Source organism: Stutzerimonas sp. FeSN7, from assembly GCF_030263795.1.
Taxonomy (GTDB): domain Bacteria; phylum Pseudomonadota; class Gammaproteobacteria; order Pseudomonadales; family Pseudomonadaceae; genus Stutzerimonas; species Stutzerimonas stutzeri.
The window spans coordinates 1,272,675-1,290,641 of sequence record NZ_JARPMN010000001.1; the positions used below are offsets into that span (position 1 = coordinate 1,272,675).

Consider the following 17,967-nt stretch of genomic DNA (forward strand, 5'->3'; position numbering starts at 1 on the left):
CTCGGCATTGTACGGCGCGCGTGGTGCGGCGTACAGGACAGGTACGGTCGCTTGGGCGACGGAATCGATGCCAAGGAGCCCGAGCCCTTCAGTTACGACCGTGATTACGTCGTGTTGCTGAGCGACTGGACGGATGAAAATCCAACGCGGGTACTGGCCAAGCTCAAGAAACAGTCGGACTACTACAACCAGCACAAACGCACCGTTGGTGACTTCATCGATGACGTAAGCGAGATGGGTTGGTCCGCCGCCGTAGCCGATCGCAAGATGTGGGCCGAGATGAAGATGAGCCCGACGGATCTCGCTGACGTCAGTGGCTACACCTACACCTACCTGATGAATGGCCAGGCACCTGATGGCAACTGGACCGGCATATTCAAACCAGGCGAAAAGATCCGCCTGCGGTTCATTAATGCCTCGGCTATGACCTATTTCGATGTGCGCATCCCAGGCCTGAAGATGACTGTGGTTGCGGCCGATGGTCTGCACGTCAAACCGGTCAGCGTCGACGAGTTCCGTATCGCCGTGGCCGAGACCTACGACGTGATCATCGAACCAGACAGCGAACAGGCCTATACCGTGTTTGCCCAATCCATGGACCGCACTGGCTATGCGCGCGGCACCCTTGCTGTACAGGAGGGGTTGAGTGCACCAGTACCCAGCCCCGACCCGCGTCCGCTGATTGCCATGGGCGACATGGGTATGGATCACGGCAGCATGGGCGGTATGGATCACGGGAACATGGCCGGAATGGACCACGGCAGTATGGCGGGCATGGATCATGGGAGCATGCAGGGTGGCATGGCAGGCATGGCAGGCATGGCAGGTGCCATGCAGGCACACCCAGCCTCAGAGACCAACAACCCGCTGGTCGATATGCAAACCATGACACCAACGCATAAGTTGGACGACCCAGGTATTGGTTTGCGAGACAACGGCCGACGCGTCCTCACGTACTCTGACCTGCGCAGCACCTTCCTCGACCCGGATGGTCGCGAACCAAGTCGCACCATCGAGCTGCACCTTACCGGGCACATGGAGAAATTCTCCTGGTCCTTCGATGGCATCAAGTTCTCTGACGCCGAGCCTCTGCGCCTCAAGTACGGCGAGCGTGTTCGCATCACGCTGGTCAACGACACCATGATGACTCATCCGATCCATCTTCATGGCATGTGGAGCGACCTGGAGGATGCGAACGGCAATTTCCTGGTGCGTAAACACACCATCGACATGCCGCCAGGTTCCAAGCGCAGCTATCGGGTGACCGCCGATGCGTTGGGGCGTTGGGCCTACCACTGCCACCTGTTGCTCCACATGGAAATGGGCATGTTCCGTGAAGTCCGTGTGGATGAGTAATGGAGATTTCTGATGAGTACTTTTATGAAGCGTAATGCCCTGTTTGGCAGCGCAGCGATGTTCAGTTTTTTGGCTGCTTTGTACGCGCCGACGTCATTGGCAGGTGAGGGGCACAGCGAGCACGAACAACATGCTGCCGAGTCGGCTGCGCCCGAGGCCATCAGTGACAAGCCTGCAGATCAATCGAAAGGCAAGGCCGCTGGCCAGCAGATGGATCATGGCACCATGGATCATGAGGGCATGAACCATGACGATATGGGGCACGAGAAGATGATGGATAAGCATGGCGGCACCGAAGCCGAAGCAGGTTCGAACCATGACCACTAGGTTTTCACGCCCGTCCCTCATAGCGCTGGTCGTGTCGCTGAGTGCACTCAGCGGCGGCGTTACCCAGGCTGCGGAAGAAATGGATCATTCGGCAATGGGGCACGGCTCCATGTCGATGGACCACAGCCAGATGGGCCACGGTTCCGCCAAAGCGCCGATGGAGGGCATGGATCACAGCAAGATGGATCATGGTGCCATGCAGAGCGAATCGGGCAGCATGGACCATAGCCAGATGGGCCACAGCCAGAGCCAAGAGAAGGCCCCAGCCATGGACCACAGCAAGATGGGACACGGCACCATGCAGGGACAGATGGAGGGCATGGATCATTCGAAGATGAACCATGGCTCCGCTGAAGCCCCGAGGACTACCAGTCGTACGCCGATTCCCGTTCTGACGGATGCTGATCGCCAAGCGGCTTTCCCGCCACTGCCTGGCCACAAGGTGCATGACAGCGCCATCAACAGCTTTTTCCTGCTCGATCAGCTCGAATACCAGGACGCAGATGAGGGCAGCACCCTGGCCTGGGATGCGTCGGGCTGGGTAGGCGGTGATATCAACCGGGTCTGGTTCCGCTCCAAAGGCGAGCGTACCAACGGCGTGACCGAGGATGCTGAATTACAGCTGCTGTACGGCCGCTCGATCGGCCCTTGGTGGGATGTCGTCGCGGGCGTTCGCCAGGACTTCAAACCGGAGTCGCCGCAGACTTGGGCCGCCTTCGGTATCCAGGGCCTGGCGCTTTACGCCTTTGAGGCCGAAGCCACGGCCTTCGTCGGCGAGAATGGCCAAACTGCTGCCCGACTGGAGGGCGAGTACGACATTCTGCTGACCAACCGGCTGATTCTCCAGCCAACTGCCGAAATGAACTTCTACGGCAAGAACGATCCTGAGCGAGGTGTGGGGTCTGGGTTGGCAAATACCGAGCTCGGCTTGCGTCTGCGTTACGAGATTGTCAGGGAGTTTGCCCCCTATATCGGGGTTTCCTGGAGCCGCTCCTATGGCAACACGGCAGACATGGTGCGCGACGAGGGCGGTGATGTAGACGAGGCGCGTTTTGTCGCCGGTATCCGGATGTGGTTTTGAGAACCTGACATGAAAAGAACAATTAAAACTTTGGTGGCGGCCGGCGTGGTCGGTAGCACAGCTGTCCTGGCCGGCGCCTACTTTGGCGTGGTCAACGTGGGGGCCGACGATCCCCATTTTCCTGCAGTGTATGCGTTTCTCAAGATGGCCCGTGACCGCTCTATCGAAGTCCGTTCGCGGGACATCGAGGTTCCCAACCTGGATGATCAAGCTCTTATTCGCGCCGGTGCGGGCAACTACAACGCCATGTGTGTCGGCTGTCATTTGGCGCCAGGTATGGCGGAGACCGAGCTAAGGAAACGCTGATTTAACCCCGTCCCCGTAGAATGCCCCGGTCATCCCGATAGGCGCAACCATCCAGATGAAACAGCAAGCCAGCTTCGCCGATCTCGAGTACTCGGCGCGTCGCAAGCCGACGCGGCGGGAGAAGTTTCTGACCGACCTGGATCGTCTGGTGCCGTGGTCGCAGCTGGCGGCATTGATCGAGCCGCACTACTACCGCGGTGAGCGCGGTCGTCCGCCGGTCGGTCTGGAAACGATGCTGCGCATGTATCTGTGCCAGAACTGCCTGGGCCTGTCGGACGAAGGAATTGAAGATGCCATCGTCGACAGCATCGCGGTGCGTCGCTTCGTGGGCATCGACCTGATCGAGCGTCAGGCGCCCGATGCCACCACGCTGCTGAAGTTTCGCCGTCTGCTTGAACGTCACGAGATGCCGGTGCGCATCTTCGCGCTGATTCGCGAACAGCTCGGTCAGCAAGGGCTGATCCTGCGCGAAGGCACGATCGTCGACGCCACCTTGATCGCTGCGCCCCCCTCGACGAAGAACAAGGAGGGCGAGCGCGACCCCGACATGCACCAGACGAAGAAGGGCAAGCAGTGGTATTTCGGCATGAAAGCGCATATCGGTACGGATGCGCACACCGGCATCGTTCATTCGCTTGCCGCCACGGCGGCGAACGCCTCCGACGTGAGCCAGACGCACAAGCTGCTGCATGGTGAGGAGAAGCACGTGCATGCCGACGCCGGCTACCAAGGCGCAGACAAGCGTCCCGAACTGAAGGAGTGCGAGGCTGAGTTTGTCATTGCACGTCGCCGCTCAACCTACAAGAAGCTGGACAAGACGGACCCGAGACGCCAACTCATCGAGCAGGCGGAGCACGCCAAGGCGAGCATCCGCTCGAAGGTCGAGCACGCGTTCCATGTGGTGAAGAACCTGTTCCGGCATCGCAAGTGCCGCTACAAGGGTCTGGCGAAGAACACGGCGCAGTTGCATGTGCTGTTCGCGATGGCGAATCTGGTGCTGTCGCAGAGAAGTCTGTGCGCGCCCTACAGGACAGGTGCGTCCTGAGGGCGAGAAATCGGGGTGATGAACCCCGAAAGGGCCTCGGGTTGATGATTCGGGGCTGAAAAAGAGCCGAAATTCGATGTCATGACGATGCGAATTTCGGAGTTGCTGCCTCATGGACGAAAAATCCCGGACGGGTGGCTTTGATCAGCGTTTCCCTAAGCCAATCGCTTTACCCTGCGCCCCCCAACCTCGCCAAGATCGGTGTCGATGGCAATCCGTCAGCAGCGTTCTGGGTGATCAAGCATGGCATCAAGGCAACGGGTATGCCTGCGTGGGGCAAGAGCATGGGAGACGAGTACATCTGGGGCATGGTTGCCTTCCTCAACCAACTGCCGACGATGGATGCCAAGCAATACCAAACACTCGTCGCATCCAGTGGCGGCCATCAGCACGGTGGTGGGGAAACGCAGATGCATAACCATGAAGGACAGCACGGCGACAACAAGCCTGGCCATCATGACAATAGTGGCGGTGGCGATGACCATCATGGATCAGGTGATGCTGGAGAGCCTGGTCATCACGATGCCGCGGCTACGGATAGCGAGGATGGCTCCGCACCTAAGGCAGGTCACCATTCGGATATGAGTGGCGATGACCACCATGCTGGGGATGAGGCGTCGTCCAACGGAGGTGATCATCACGCCGAGCAGGCTCCGAACGCCTCGCCCAAGACCCACACCCACGCCGATGGCAAAGAGCACGTACATGAAAGCTAAATATCTGGCCTTACTGGCCGCTCTCTCCGTCACGTCTGCGGTTCAAGCAGCTGATGCCCTGACGATTGATGCCCATCGTGATGCCAATTGCGGATGTTGCAAGAAGTGGATTTCACACCTCGAAGCGAATGGCTTCAAAGTCGTCGACCATGTTGAAAGCAACATGACAGCAGTGAAGCAAAGACTGGGCGTCGCGCCACGGTTAGCGTCTTGCCACACCGCGGTGATTGACGGCAAGTTCGTCGAAGGTCATGTGCCGGCGGCCCAGGTCATCGAACTCACCAAGCGCGATGATCTGCTGGGCATCGCTGTTCCCGGGATGCCGGCGGGCTCCCCCGGCATGGAAGTCGATGGTGTACAGCATGCCTACCAGGTCATTGGCTTGACCAAGACGGGGTCTGATCAGGTCGTTGCAGAATATCCCGCCCAGTAGTACTGCCTGCCAGCACGGCCGCTTGTGTGTAGTGGCCGACTCATTTTCATACGTCCTTTAACCTAAGTAAAAAAGGCGCCCGAGGGCGCCAAGGGCTGTCTCCAAACCAAAGGAGCACTACGAGGGGACAGCAGGACCAAGGCGCGAGCGGGCAATCAACCCGCCCGCTTGCCAGGGTTAGAGAACTTCCAGCGGGTACTCGACAATCAGGCGGACTTCATCCAGATCCGACTCGTAATCGGTCGCGCGAGTGGTCATTTGGCGAACACGGAAAGACATATCCTTCAGTGATCCAGTCTGCACAACGTACTTGGCCTCGATGTCCCGCTCCCAGCGCTTCTGGTTGGTCAACGGATCGCCGTTGTCATCACGGCGCATATAGACTTCGTTGGCGTTGCTGTAGTCGGCATCCCAGCCCTGGGCATATCGAGTCATGAAGCTCAATCCAGGCACACCGAAAGGCGCCATATTCAGGTCATAGCGCACTTGCCATGACTTCTCCTTCGGCGAGTTGAAGTCGGTGTACTGGATGGAGTTGTCGAGGTAGATGGAGTCCGATTGGCGCAAGTAGTCGAAGTCATCATCGCCATTGTTGCGCTGGAGACCCACCAGCACTGTGTGAGCGCCGAATTGGATGCCGACACTGCCGCTCCAGATGTTGTTATCGAAGCTCCCGAGGAGCTGCTTCCCTTCATCGACCGCCTTGTAGTAGTTCAGCCCGCCGATCAAGGCGACATCGTCCGCAAGCGGGTAGCTCAGCGTGGTGCCCGCGTAATATTGATTCCAGGCATCCTTGAGGCGGCTGGTGTAGAGACTAAAGCCGACGTTGTCATTAAGCGTGTAATCACCACCGAAATAGGCGATCCATGGCGAGTCCACTTCGCCCGCGTAGAAGGTAGCGAAGCCGTCGCGCATGCTGCTGGTATTGGGTTGGCTCATCGAGTGGAGGCGACCGCCCTGAAGCGACAGTCCTTCCACGCTGCTGTTGACCACGGTGACACCTCGAAAACTCTCCGGTAAAAGCCGTGCATCACCGTATTGGACGACCGGGCTGACGGGAAAGACGTCGCCTACCTTGATCTCGGTATCCATGAACCGAGCTTTCACCGCGCCACCCAGTTTGGAGTAGTTATCCTCAGCCTGCCCGAGGCTGTTGTAAGGCATCACGTCGACTGTGCCGCCTGCTCCAGAACGGCCGTCGCCGGTGTCAAGCTTGAGCCCTAGCATGGCAAAGGCATCGACACCAAAGCCTATGGTGCCCTCGGTGAAACCAGACTCGAATCTGCCTATCACGCCATGCGCCCACTCTTCCGAATAGCCATTACCCGAGCTGCTGGACTGGCCTTTACGGAAATCGCGGTTGAAGTAGAGATTTCGATTGAGAATGGTCAGGCTGCTGCCTTCGATAAATCCCTCGCCTTTCTCGCCGGCGGCCATTGCAGCTTGCCCGGTACTGACGCTCAGAGTGAGCAGAGAAAGTCCTAACAGGGTTCTGTTATTCATAAATACTCCTGATGTTATTGGCAGTTGTCATTGTGTGGTCGCATATAGGGGTCTTGTGGAAGAACCGACAAATTTGACAAGTTTGCTCGTTTAGAGGCTGGCAACGATTTCTGCATTTGACAGCCAGACGGTCAAAATACATCCATTAAATTGTTATAGCGAACCTTGAAGCTGTTTAAACTGCCCTTGGATCACTGCTTTTTCCTGAAGAATCACCTTATTCTCGTCGGTCAGAAATGCCACTTTATCCTGGGCGGTTTTCAGTTCGGCTTTGGTGGTCTCCAATGCGTGGGATAACACGGCCACTTGCTTATCGACATCCGCTTTCTGGGTGGTGAGTGCGGCCATGTTTTCCGCCAATTGCTCATTTTTATGCTGGTATTCCCGGCACTTTGTCACTGCTTCTTCACACTCGTGTTCCAGGTTCTGGATATCTTCTATCTTTGCTTTCAAGTCGCTATTTAGGGATGGTCTGAAGTAGCCATGTATTTCCCCGGCATACCACCTGGCGCAACTTTTAAACTCGCCAAATGACCAAAAAACAATCAATTCGACGAGTATTTCTTACGTTTTCGCCACCCGGACCCCACTCCGGTGGCCATTTCCCGCATTACAGGCGCACCTCTCCTGCATTCGTCAGTAAATGTCGGCGCGCCATCCACAGGTTCGACAGAGCGAACAGTGTCACCAGTTGCGCCGTGTTTTTGGCCAAGCCGCGAAAGCGCACCTTGGTGTAACCGAACTGGCGCTTGATTACCCGGAACGGATGCTCGACCTTGGCGCGCACCTGAGCCTTGGCCTTTTCAATCTTGCGCTTGGCTTTGTACAGCACGCTGCGCTTATCGAGTTTTTTGTAGGTGCTGCGGCGTGCCGCCACCTGCCAGATAACTTCACGTCCTTCATGCTCGGGCCGCTTTTCGACACCGGTGTAGCCTGCATCGGCGCAGACCACGTTTTCGTCGCCATGCAGCAATTTGTCCACCTGGGTGACATCCGCCACATTGGCCGCCGTGCCCACTACGCTGTGCACCAGACCCGATTCGTCATCGGCGCCGATGTGGGCCTTCATGCCGAAATAATACTGGTTTCCCTTCTTGGTCTGGTGCATTTCCGGGTCGCGCTTGCCGTCCTTGTTCTTGGTCGAACTGGGCGCATTGATCAGCGTTGCATCGACGATGGTGCCCTGGCGCAGCGACAGGCCGCGGTCGCCCAGATAGCCATTGATGACAGCGAGGATGCCGGCCGCCAGCTCGTGTTTCTCCAGCAAGCGGCGGAAGTTGAGAATGGTGGTTTCGTCGGGGATGCGCTCCAGGTTCAGCCCGGCAAACTGGCGCAGGATCGTGGTTTCGTACAGCGCTTCCTCCATCGCTGGATCGCTGTAGCCGAACCAGTTCTGCAGCAGATGCACACGCAGCATCGCCATCAACGGGTAGGCCGGACGGCCACCTTCACCCTTCGGATAATGTGGCTCGATCAAAGCAATCAAGCCCTTCCACGGCACCACCCGATCCATCTCGATCAGGAACAACTCCTTGCGGGTTTGCTTGCGCTTGCCAGCGTACTCGGCGTCGGCGAAGGTCATCTGCTTCATCGGGAAACTCGGTGGGTGGGGTCGCGGTATTTTGCCAAATCAGAAAGTCTTTTTCAGAGTTTCCCTAGTGATCAGCGTGCCGGTAAATGACTCGGGCAGCAGGCGGGAGTCGTCGTACGCGAGCACGGGCATCATCGGCATCTGATTGCCGTATTTGAGGACGGTGTTGGATACCTGGAACTTGATGGCTGCGCCGGCTTGCGACAGGTCGCGCTCGGGGTCGCCATTGGAGTCGCGCTCGAACATGGCGCCATAGTTGTAACCACGACCGCCATCCAGGCGCACGCCGAGGATGCCGTAGGCATCTACGCCGACGCCGATGGTGCCTTGAGTGAAGCCGGATTCGAACGTGGTGATGAAGCCTTGGCCCCAGCTGCGTACGTCGTCAGCGCCGTCCTTGTAATCACGGTTGTAGTAGGTGTTACGCAGCAACAGATCAAGGCTCGCGTCCTCGACAAATCCCTTGGACTCCGATTGCTGGCTGGCCAATGCCATCTGGGAGGTGCCCGCCGCTACGGCCAGGGCGATTACGCTCCACTTCATCACTTTCATTGTGATTGCTCCTTTGGTTTGAATTTGGTGCTTGCCCGTCCGCGGTGAGCGGAAAGGGTGCAACTTCTTAGTCCCGCATCAGGCTTTAGCCAGTTATGGCCGCTGTTCGCGAAAAGCCATCCAGAGAATGTACTGTGCAGCCCTAGTGCAGCGCTAGAGCAAGCTGTGTGACGCCTATTGCGGCGTTTTGAAGCCATTGCAGCGCCCGCTGCTCGCTCTTTTGCAAAAAGCGGACCCAAATGCGTTTTTGAGGCTTTTGCGACGCTTCATGGCATCCAGTGCAGCGCTGTTGCACTCTCAGAGGGCATGTTCTGATGGTGCGGCCCCATCTTCGCGCAGGCAGGTCAGGGTTGTTAGCTTTCCTGTCTGGAGTATGCTTCTGAGTGTTCGGGTAGTGCAGTCCCGCACTGCTTCACAATCAGGTCGAAGGGGAGTGTCATGTTCGTTCTCGATTCACGTTTGGAGCAGGACACCCTGCCGCTCGGGGACTTCCCGCTGTGCCGGCTGCTGTTGATGAACGATGCTCATTATCTGTGGTTCATTCTGGTTCCGCGGCGCGAGGAGATAAGCGAGTTGTTTCAGCTCGATCCGGTCGACCAGCGGGCGCTGTGGCGAGAAACCACTGCGCTGGCCGAAACCGTCAAGGATACCTTCGGTGCGGACAAAATGAATGTCGCCGCGCTCGGTAATGTAGTTGCACAGCTACATATGCACGTCATCGCCAGGCGTCGGGACGATGCGGCCTGGCCGGCGCCTGTTTGGGGCAAGCAGCCGGCGCAACCCTATACCGAGGGTCAGGTAGCGGCGATCAGGGAAAAGCTGCGGTTGGTACTTACCGGCGATTTTCGTTTCGAGGAATGATGATGGATCTGGAGTCCCGTGTAACAGACTTGGAGGCGCGGTTGGCCTTTCAGGATGACACCATTCAGACGCTCAACGACGTGCTGGTCGAGCAGCAGCGACTAGTGGAGCGTTTGCAACTTCAGTTGGGTGCGCTGGCGAGACGGCAGGAGGAAATGCAGAGCTCGCTGGATGCGGGCGAAGATGAGGCGCCGCCGCCTCACTATTAATTATTGCGAGCGAGATTGGCCGGTCTCGCTCGCGGCTGGACCGTCTCAGCGGGCCGAATCTACGGTGACGACATCCTCGGCCTGCAGGCCTTTGTCACGCATCATGATGGTGAATTCCACGCGCTGACCTTCCACGAGAATGCGGTGGCCCTCGCCGCGAATTGCGCGGAAGTGCACGAATACGTCGTCACCGCTATCCCGGGAAATAAAGCCGAATCCCTTCGATGTGTTGAACCACTTCACGGTGCCCGATTCGCGCCCGGCTGCCGGCAGGGGGCTCGCTTTCTGGTGCGCGGGTTTTACCTTTGTCGGGCGTTCCTGAGGCGTGGCAAGGTGGAGCAGGACGGCAATCAGGGCGAGCAAGAGGCTGGCTAGGGTGGCCGGCTGGCCTGCGATCTGCGACAAGGGGGCGAGCAGGATGGTTGCTTGCAGGGCAATGGCGACCAGTAGGAGTGTCGATGTGGCGATGATGACCGGGCGGGTTCGGCTGTCGTCCAGTTTGGCAGAAGGAGCGAACTGCGCGTTCAGCAGGCCGAGCATCAGCAGGCACAAGGCTTCGGGCTGCAGGAGAAGCGGCATTCCGCCGCGTAGACTGGGTACAAATGACAAAAGCAGGGCAATGACGCCCGCCAGGACATGAACGATCTTAAGCATTCTTGGTATGGCTCACGGTTAATAACACGACAGGAAGAAGCCGCAGGCCAGGATGCTCGTGGTAAACGTCGTTCGCTCAGGGCTGAAACTGCTCTGGAGGAACCGCGCGGGTTGGCTTGCAGCGCGGCGTATTTAACAGCAAAGGCGAAGGGGGCTCAAATGAGCGAGCGGCGCGGGACTGCGTCGCATGGAGCATGTCGGATGTGGGGGGCAGGGCACGCAGGGCGCCCTGCCGCAGGAATATTATGCCGACAGTAGGCTGCGCAGCATCCAGGCCGTCTTTTCGTGGCTTTGCATGCGCTGGGTCAGCAGGTCCGCGGTGGGCTCGTCATTGACCTTGTCCAGCAGCGGGAAAATGCCTCGAGCGGTGCGGACTACCGCTTCCTGGCCTTCAACCAGCAGTTTGATCATTTCTTCGGCCGACGGAACGCCTTCCTCTTCCTTGATCGAGCTCAGGCGGGCGTAGGCGGCATAGGTGCCGGGCGCAGGAAAGCCGAGGGTGCGGATGCGCTCGGCGATATCGTCGACCGCGACAGCCAGTTCGGTGTACTGGGTCTCGAACATGGTATGAAGCGTGTTGAACATCGGCCCCGTCACGTTCCAGTGAAAGTTGTGGGTCTTCAGGTAAAGCGTGTAGGTGTCGGCAAGCAGGCGGGACAGCCCTTCGGCGATAGCTGCACGATCCTGTTCGGCGATGCCAATGTTGATTTCCATGTGTTTCTCCTGGTGGATGGTTCAGGCCTTAGTTATGCCAGAAAACGACGCGCTGTTGTGAAGCGATAGGTTTCTGGTCCGATGCTCATGGTTGGAAGGCGTCGACCGATTCTGGGTTCCATGACCGGCCTGATGGGCTGCCGGTGAGGGCAACGGCTGCGCCGCGGTGATTATGTCGATATAATCCCGCGCTTGTGCCTGGCAGCATCAGCATGTGCTGCAGCGCCTGGCGCCCTAGGCGGTATCGCATACGGTACAGCCGCTTGCGCAGAGCAGTGACGGCGCCATTAGCCGGTCCCAGCTCTGGCGCCCCATCGAATTCAAGATACGAGAAGCGAACTCCACCATGATGCGCAGTCACTATTGCGGCCAGTTGAACGAAAGCCTGGACGGTCAGGAAATCACTCTTTGCGGCTGGGTACATCGCCGTCGTGACCATGGAGGGGTGATCTTCCTCGACGTTCGCGATCGCGAGGGGCTGGCCCAGGTGGTTTTCGATCCCGACCGCGCGGAAACCTTCGCGACGGCCGACCGCGTACGCAGCGAGTACGTGATCAAGGTGACCGGCAAGGTGCGCCTGCGTCCGGCCGGTGCGGTGAATCCGAACATCGCGTCCGGCGCCATCGAGGTGCTGGGTTACGAGCTGGAGGTGCTCAACGATGCGGAGACTCCGCCGTTCCCGCTCAACGAGTACAGCGATGTCGGTGAAGAAACTCGCCTGCGCTACCGCTTCATCGACCTGCGTCGCCCGGAGATGGCCGAGAAGCTGAAGCTGCGCTCGCGCATCACCGCCAGCATCCGTCGCTACCTCGACGAGAACGGCTTCCTCGATGTCGAAACGCCGATCCTTGGCCGTCCGACGCCGGAGGGTGCTCGTGACTATCTGGTGCCGAGTCGCACCCATGCCGGCAATTTCTTTGCCCTGCCGCAATCGCCGCAGCTGTTCAAGCAGCTGCTCATGGTGGCCGGCTTCGATCGCTACTATCAGATCGCCAAGTGTTTCCGCGACGAAGACCTGCGAGCTGATCGTCAGCCCGAATTCACCCAGATCGATATCGAGACCAGCTTCCTCGACGAGGCGGACATCATCGGTATCACCGAAGGGATGATCCGCAAGCTGTTCAAGGAAGTGCTGGATCTGGAGTTTGGCGAATTCCCGCATATGCCGTTTGAGGAGGCCATGCGTCGCTATGGCTCGGACAAACCGGACCTGCGCATCCCGCTCGAGCTGGTGGACGTTGCCGATCAGCTCAACGCGGTCGAGTTCAAGGTGTTCTCTGGCCCGGCCAACGATCCGAAAGGTCGCGTGGCAGCCCTTCGTGTGCCGGGTGCCGCAAGCATGCCGCGCAGCCAGATCGACGACTACACTAAGTTCGTCGGCATCTACGGCGCCAAGGGCCTAGCCTATATCAAGGTCAACGAGCGCGCCAAGGGCGTCGAGGGGCTGCAGTCGCCGATCGTCAAGTTCATCCCGGAAGACAACCTCAACGTGATCCTCGACCGCGTCGGCGCGGTCGATGGCGATATCGTCTTCTTTGGTGCCGACAAGGCCAAGATCGTCTCCGAGGCGTTGGGCGCGCTGCGCATCAAGCTCGGCCATGACCTCAAGCTGCTGACCTGCGACTGGGCGCCGCTGTGGGTCGTCGACTTCCCGATGTTCGAAGAGAACGATGACGGCTCGCTGAGCGCACTGCACCACCCGTTCACCGCGCCGAAGTGCACACCGCAGGAGCTGGAGGCCAACCCCAGCGCTGCGCTGTCGCGTGCATACGACATGGTGCTCAACGGTACCGAGCTGGGCGGCGGCTCCATCCGCATCCATCGCAAGGAAATGCAGCAGGCGGTATTCCGCATTCTCGGCATCGACGAGGCCGAGCAGGAAGAGAAGTTCGGCTTCCTGCTCGATGCGCTGAAGTTCGGTGCGCCGCCACATGGTGGTCTGGCTTTCGGTCTCGATCGCCTAGTGATGCTGATGACCGGTGCGCAGTCGATTCGCGAAGTCATTGCCTTCCCGAAAACCCAGAGCGCTGCGGATGTCATGACCCAGGCGCCTGGTGCGGTGGACAACAAGGCATTGCGCGATCTGCATATCCGCCTGCGCGAGCAGCCAAAGGCGGAGTAAGCGCTACCCGAAGCCTGGTTCTGCCAGGCTTCTTCGTCTTGCGACTCCGGTCGTACGGGCGTCAAGGCGATAGCCGTTCGCCGGCTGGTGATCCAGCGGTTGGCGAACGGTTATCGGGATTTCTGATTCAGTCGAAGAATGGAGTGAGTTATGGCTGGTCATTCCAAATGGGCCAACATCAAGCACCGCAAAGAGCGCCAGGACGCCAAGCGGGGCAAGATCTTCACCAAGCTGATCCGCGAACTGACCGTGGCGGCCAAGCATGGCGGCGGTGTCCCGGCGGACAACCCGCGCCTGCGCCTGGCGGTGGACAAGGCGCTGACTGCCAACATGTCGCGCGAGGTCATTGACCGTGCCATCGCCCGCGGCGCTGGCTCGAACGAAGCCGACAACATGACCGAGCTGAGCTACGAGGGCTATGCGCCGAGTGGCGTGGCGATCATCATCGAAGCCATGACGGACAACCGCAACCGCACCGCCGCGGAGGTGCGTCATGCCTTCAGCAAGAATGGCGGCAACCTCGGTACCGACGGTTCGGTGGCCTACATGTTCGATCGCAAGGGGCAGATCAGCTATGCACCAGGCGTCGACGAGGATGCGCTGATGGAGGCTGCGCTGGAAGCCGGCGCCGACGACGTGGTCACGCAGGAAGACGGCTCGGTCGAGGTGTACACCAGCTTTGCCGATTTTCTCTCGGTCAACGAGGCGCTTACCGAAGCCGGTTTCAAGGGTGACGAGGCGGAAGTGGCGATGATCCCGTCGATCATGGCGCCCATCACTGATGTCGAGACCGCACAGAAAGTCCTGCGTCTGATCGATGCGTTGGAAGATCTGGATGACGTACAGAACGTCTATCACAACGCCGAAATTGCCGATGAGATCATGCAGCAGCTGAGCTGAGCCATGTCGCTGGAAGGAACCGGAGGTCGCAGTCGCGCTTCCGGTTTTTTTATGGTTCGGTGTGGCGTCGAAGAAGCGTTGGGATGTGATGACGCCAGTGGCATCGGGGCAGGCGCCTCCGTATACTCGCCACTGGATAAATAGACAGCACGGCCAAGGCATGACGCTGATTTTGGGTATCGATCCGGGCTCTCGAATCACCGGCTACGGCGTCGTCCGAGATACCGGTCGTGGTTGCGAGTACGTCGCTTCGGGCTGCATTCGCACCGGCAGCGGCGAGCTGTCGGAGCGCTTGCGCGCCGTGTTCAGTGGCGTCAGCGAAGTCATTCGCACCTATGGTCCGGTGACCATGGGAATCGAGCAGGTGTTCATGGCCCGTAACGCCGATTCGGCGCTCAAGCTGGGGCAGGCCCGCGGTGCTGCCATCGTCGCGGGGGCCGAGGCGGGACTGCAGATCGCCGAGTACACCGCCACGCAGGTCAAGCAGGCCATCGCCGGCACTGGCGGCGCGGACAAGCAGCAGGTGCAGATGATGGTCATGCATCTGCTCAAGCTGCTGGAGAAGCCGCAGATTGATGCCTCGGACGCCTTGGCCATCGCCCTGTGCCATGCGCATCACCGGCAGAGCCTGGTCCCTCATGGGTTGATCGGTGCCAAGCGAAGAGGCGGGCGGCTGCGGCTGTAGCCTTGCGAATAGTCGCAAAAAGAAAGGACCCGGCATCGTCGGGCACTGGAGGAAGCAGGTTTGATCGGACGTTTGCGCGGCACGCTGGCGGAAAAGCAACCGCCTCACATGATTCTCGACGTCAACGGCATCGGCTATGAAGTCGAGGTGCCGATGACTACGCTTTATCGCCTGCCAGCGGTCGGCGAGCCGGTGACTCTGCACACCCATCTGGTGGTGCGTGAAGACGCGCAGCTGCTTTATGGGTTCGCCGAGAAACGCGAGCGTGAGCTATTTCGCGAGCTGATCCGGCTGAACGGCGTGGGACCCAAGTTGGCTTTGGCGCTCATGTCGGGGCTGGAGGTCGATGAGTTGGTGCGGTGCGTTCAGGCGCAGGATACCTCGGTGCTGGTGCGCATACCTGGTGTCGGCAAGAAGACCGCCGAACGGCTGCTGGTTGAGCTGAAGGACCGCTTCAAGGCGTGGGAAAGCATGCCGGCCATCGCGACCCTGGTAGTTGAACCTGGCAGCAAAACGGCAGTCACAAGCGCCGAGAATGATGCGGTCAGCGCTTTGATTTCCCTGGGCTTCAAGCCCCAGGAGGCCAGCCGGGCAGTGTCCGCCATACAGGAAGAGAATTTGAGCAGTGAAGAGATGATTCGCCGCGCCCTCAAGGGCATGGTGTAAACCATGATCGAAGCGGATCGTATCGTCACGGCCAGCAGTCGCGATCGCGACGAGCAGTTGGATCGCGCCATTCGCCCCCTGAAGCTCGCGGAGTACATTGGCCAGCCGGTTGTGCGCGAGCAGATGGATCTATTCATCCGCGCCGCGAAAGGGCGCCAGGAAGCGCTCGACCATACTCTGATCTTCGGTCCGCCCGGGTTGGGCAAGACCACCCTGGCGAACATCATTGCCGAAGAAATGGGCGTGTCGATCAAGAGTACTTCTGGTCCTGTCCTCGAGCGGCCGGGCGACCTGGCCGCTTTGCTGACCAACCTGGAAGCCGGCGACGTGCTGTTCGTCGACGAGATCCATCGCCTCTCGCCGATCGTCGAGGAGGTGCTATATCCGGCGATGGAGGACTTCCAGCTCGATATCATGATCGGCGAAGGGCCGGCGGCGCGTTCGATCAAGCTCGATCTGCCGCCGTTCACCCTGGTCGGCGCCACGACGCGGGCCGGCATGCTGACCAATCCACTACGCGACCGCTTCGGTATCGTCCAGCGTCTGGAGTTCTACTCCACCGAGGATCTGGCCACGATCGTCAGGCGGTCGGCCGGAATCCTCGGGCTGCCAACCGAACCCGAGGGCGCGTTTGAAATCGCCCGTCGCGCGCGCGGCACGCCGCGCATCGCCAATCGTCTGCTGCGCCGGGTTCGTGACTTCGCTCAGGTGCGCGGCAAGGGTGAGATCACCCGGCAGATCGCTGACCTTGCGCTGAACATGCTGGATGTCGATGAGCGCGGGTTCGATCATCAGGATCGTCGCCTGCTGCTGACGCTGATCGAGAAGTTCGATGGTGGCCCGGTGGGCATCGACAGCCTTGCCGCGGCGATCAGCGAGGAGCGCCACACCATCGAGGACGTGCTCGAGCCGTACCTGATCCAGCAGGGCTACATCATGCGTACGCCGCGCGGTCGCGTGGTGACGCGCCATGCCTATCTGCACTTCGGTCTCAACTTGCCCAAACGCATGAACGAGCCGCCGACACCGGACCTGTTCGAAGGCGACATAGTTTGAAGAAAATATTGTTCTGTTACCCGATTGGCATTTGCAGGGCCGAGCACTAGTATGCGCGCGCAAGCCGGAGCTGAAATCTTCACCCACCGCTGTCGAGTCTATTACGAGGACACCGATGCGGGTGGCATCGTCTATTACGTCAACTACCTCAAATTCATGGAGCGAGCTCGTACCGAGCGGTTGCGCAGCCTGGGATTCGCCCAGTCGCAGCTAGCCGGTGAGGACTTGCTGTTCGTCGTGCATTCGGTCGAGGCGCGTTATCGAGCCCCGGCGCGCCTGGATGACGAGCTGCTGGTGACCGCCGAGGTGGTCGAGCTCAATCGTGCCAGCCTGCGTTTCCGTCAGCAGGTGCGGCGTGCGGTCGATGACGTTCTGCTGTGTGAAGGGCAGGTCCTCGTGGCCTGCGTACGTGCCGAAAGTTTGAAACCCCGAGCCATTCCCGAAGCGCTGCGTGATGCCTTCGCTGGCTCGGGTCTATCCCCTGCAGGAGAGTAAGCGTGGAAGCCAACGTCGATCATATGTCCATGTGGAGCCTGATCAGCAACGCCAGCTTCGTGGTGCAGCTGGTCATGCTGATACTTGTAGGCGCTTCGGTGACCTCATGGATCCTGATTTTCCAGCGCGGCAACATGCTGCGCGCTGCCAAGCGGTCGCTGGATGCCTTCGAAGAGCGCTTCTGGTCGGGCATCGATCTGTCCAAGCTGTATCGCCAGGCAGGCAGCAATCCCGACCCTGACTCGGGTGTCGAGCAGATCTTTCGTGCCGGTTTCAAGGAGTTTTCCCGGCTGCGCCAGCAGCAGGGCGTAGATCCGGACGCCGTGATGGACGGTGTCAACCGCGCTATGCGGGTCGCCATTTCCCGTGAAGAGGAAAAGCTCGAGCAGAGCCTGCCGTTTCTCGCCACCGTCGGTTCCACCAGCCCTTACATCGGTCTGTTCGGTACCGTCTGGGGGATCATGAACTCCTTCCGTGGTTTGGCTCAGGTGCAGCAGGCCACGCTGGCCACCGTAGCGCCCGGCATCGCCGAAGCCCTGATCGCTACAGCGATCGGTCTGTTCGCCGCAATTCCGGCGGTGATTGCCTACAACCGCTTCTCGGCTCGTGGCGAGATGCTCATCGGCCGTTACTACACCTTCGCCGATGAGTTCCAGGCCATCCTGCACCGCAAAGTTCACACCACCGAAGACTGA

19 protein-coding genes and 3 pseudogenes are annotated in these 17,967 nt (G+C 59.5%); 16 read left to right on the forward strand and 6 right to left on the reverse strand.

Going from position 1 to position 17,967, the window contains the following annotated elements:
* Window positions 1-6: 6 nt before the first annotated feature.
* The 7 genes and pseudogenes from P5703_RS05855 (at window position 7) to P5703_RS05885 (ending at window position 5,264) form a co-directional block, all read left to right on the forward strand.
* Window positions 7-1,356 carry a copper resistance system multicopper oxidase gene (locus P5703_RS05855; RefSeq protein ID WP_419723700.1) on the forward strand — a complete coding sequence of 450 codons (1,350 nt, stop codon included), beginning with the start codon at window positions 7-9 and terminating at the stop codon, window positions 1,354-1,356.
* 12 nt (window positions 1,357-1,368) lie between these two features.
* Window positions 1,369-1,683 carry a hypothetical protein gene (locus P5703_RS05860; protein ID WP_024616826.1) on the forward strand — a complete coding sequence of 105 codons (315 nt, stop codon included), beginning with the start codon at window positions 1,369-1,371 and terminating at the stop codon, window positions 1,681-1,683.
* The gene (locus tag P5703_RS05865) at window positions 1,673-2,764 is read left to right on the forward strand and encodes a copper resistance protein B (protein ID WP_285585811.1); all 1,092 of its coding nucleotides are present in this window, start codon (window positions 1,673-1,675) and stop codon (window positions 2,762-2,764) included. The genes P5703_RS05860 and P5703_RS05865 overlap by 11 nt, the downstream gene beginning before the upstream one ends.
* A gap of 9 nt (window positions 2,765-2,773) precedes the next feature.
* Window positions 2,774-3,058 (forward strand): annotated as a pseudogene (locus tag P5703_RS05870) (c-type cytochrome); the annotation flags it as partial.
* 67 nt (window positions 3,059-3,125) lie between these two features.
* On the forward strand, window positions 3,126-4,115 hold the full coding sequence (locus P5703_RS05875) for an IS5 family transposase (protein WP_049341153.1): 990 nt from the start codon (window positions 3,126-3,128) through the stop codon (window positions 4,113-4,115).
* Between the two features lie 155 nt (window positions 4,116-4,270).
* Window positions 4,271-4,831 (forward strand): annotated as a pseudogene (locus tag P5703_RS05880) (c-type cytochrome); the annotation flags it as partial.
* A complete protein-coding gene (locus tag P5703_RS05885; RefSeq protein ID WP_074860368.1) occupies window positions 4,821-5,264 on the forward strand; it encodes a DUF411 domain-containing protein in 444 nt (147 codons plus the stop codon). The pseudogene P5703_RS05880 and the gene P5703_RS05885, both read left to right, overlap by 11 nt.
* Before the next feature lie 177 nt (window positions 5,265-5,441).
* On the opposite strand, the gene P5703_RS05890 is transcribed toward P5703_RS05885, so the two are convergent.
* The 4 genes and pseudogenes from P5703_RS05890 to P5703_RS05905 all read right to left on the reverse strand — a co-directional run.
* Complete coding sequence (locus P5703_RS05890) at window positions 5,442-6,767, reverse strand: OprD family porin (RefSeq protein WP_285585822.1); 1,326 nt, start codon at window positions 6,765-6,767, stop codon at window positions 5,442-5,444.
* A 153-nt stretch (window positions 6,768-6,920) separates the two neighbouring features.
* On the reverse strand, window positions 6,921-7,220 hold the full coding sequence (locus P5703_RS05895) for a hypothetical protein (protein ID WP_178111474.1): 300 nt from the start codon (window positions 7,218-7,220) through the stop codon (window positions 6,921-6,923).
* Window positions 7,221-7,377: 157 nt separating this feature from the next.
* Window positions 7,378-8,358: an IS5-like element IS1384 family transposase gene (locus P5703_RS05900; RefSeq protein WP_010466230.1), complete on the reverse strand. Its 981-nt coding sequence runs from the start codon at window positions 8,356-8,358 to the stop codon at window positions 7,378-7,380.
* Window positions 8,359-8,409: 51 nt separating this feature from the next.
* A pseudogene (locus P5703_RS05905) lies at window positions 8,410-8,910 on the reverse strand (OprD family outer membrane porin); the annotation flags it as partial.
* Between the two features lie 438 nt (window positions 8,911-9,348).
* Here P5703_RS05905 and P5703_RS05910 point away from each other — a divergent pair.
* Both P5703_RS05910 and P5703_RS05915 read left to right on the forward strand, forming a co-directional pair.
* A complete protein-coding gene (locus P5703_RS05910; RefSeq protein WP_014597224.1) occupies window positions 9,349-9,771 on the forward strand; it encodes an HIT family protein in 423 nt (140 codons plus the stop codon).
* A 2-nt stretch (window positions 9,772-9,773) separates the two neighbouring features.
* Window positions 9,774-9,980, forward strand: a complete 207-nt coding sequence (locus P5703_RS05915) for a SlyX family protein (RefSeq protein ID WP_014597223.1) — start codon at window positions 9,774-9,776, stop codon at window positions 9,978-9,980.
* Window positions 9,981-10,025: 45 nt separating this feature from the next.
* On the opposite strand, the gene P5703_RS05920 is transcribed toward P5703_RS05915, so the two are convergent.
* Both P5703_RS05920 and P5703_RS05925 read right to left on the reverse strand, forming a co-directional pair.
* Window positions 10,026-10,634 carry a cold-shock protein gene (locus P5703_RS05920; RefSeq protein WP_043942227.1) on the reverse strand — a complete coding sequence of 203 codons (609 nt, stop codon included), beginning with the start codon at window positions 10,632-10,634 and terminating at the stop codon, window positions 10,026-10,028.
* Window positions 10,635-10,877: 243 nt separating this feature from the next.
* Window positions 10,878-11,348: a Dps family protein gene (locus P5703_RS05925; RefSeq protein ID WP_011913917.1), complete on the reverse strand. Its 471-nt coding sequence runs from the start codon at window positions 11,346-11,348 to the stop codon at window positions 10,878-10,880.
* A 346-nt stretch (window positions 11,349-11,694) separates the two neighbouring features.
* Between P5703_RS05925 and aspS the strand changes: the two genes are divergently transcribed.
* The 7 genes from aspS to tolQ all read left to right on the forward strand — a co-directional run bounded on the left by aspS (window position 11,695) and on the right by tolQ (window position 17,967).
* Window positions 11,695-13,470: an aspartate--tRNA ligase gene (gene aspS / locus P5703_RS05930; RefSeq protein WP_017244772.1), complete on the forward strand. Its 1,776-nt coding sequence runs from the start codon at window positions 11,695-11,697 to the stop codon at window positions 13,468-13,470.
* A 150-nt stretch (window positions 13,471-13,620) separates the two neighbouring features.
* The gene (locus P5703_RS05935; protein ID WP_011913914.1) at window positions 13,621-14,370 is read left to right on the forward strand and encodes a YebC/PmpR family DNA-binding transcriptional regulator; all 750 of its coding nucleotides are present in this window, start codon (window positions 13,621-13,623) and stop codon (window positions 14,368-14,370) included.
* Between the two features lie 160 nt (window positions 14,371-14,530).
* Window positions 14,531-15,055 (forward strand): crossover junction endodeoxyribonuclease RuvC, encoded by a 525-nt coding sequence (ruvC, locus tag P5703_RS05940; RefSeq protein WP_011913913.1) that lies wholly within the window; start codon window positions 14,531-14,533, stop codon window positions 15,053-15,055.
* A 60-nt stretch (window positions 15,056-15,115) separates the two neighbouring features.
* Window positions 15,116-15,721, forward strand: a complete 606-nt coding sequence (gene ruvA / locus P5703_RS05945; protein WP_011913912.1) for a Holliday junction branch migration protein RuvA — start codon at window positions 15,116-15,118, stop codon at window positions 15,719-15,721.
* A 3-nt stretch (window positions 15,722-15,724) separates the two neighbouring features.
* Complete coding sequence (gene ruvB, locus P5703_RS05950; RefSeq protein WP_011913911.1) at window positions 15,725-16,777, forward strand: Holliday junction branch migration DNA helicase RuvB; 1,053 nt, start codon at window positions 15,725-15,727, stop codon at window positions 16,775-16,777.
* A gap of 51 nt (window positions 16,778-16,828) precedes the next feature.
* On the forward strand, window positions 16,829-17,272 hold the full coding sequence (gene ybgC / locus P5703_RS05955; RefSeq protein ID WP_014597218.1) for a tol-pal system-associated acyl-CoA thioesterase: 444 nt from the start codon (window positions 16,829-16,831) through the stop codon (window positions 17,270-17,272).
* Window positions 17,273-17,274: 2 nt separating this feature from the next.
* Entirely contained in the window at window positions 17,275-17,967 is a 693-nt protein-coding gene (gene tolQ / locus P5703_RS05960; RefSeq protein WP_013983435.1) for a protein TolQ, read from the forward strand.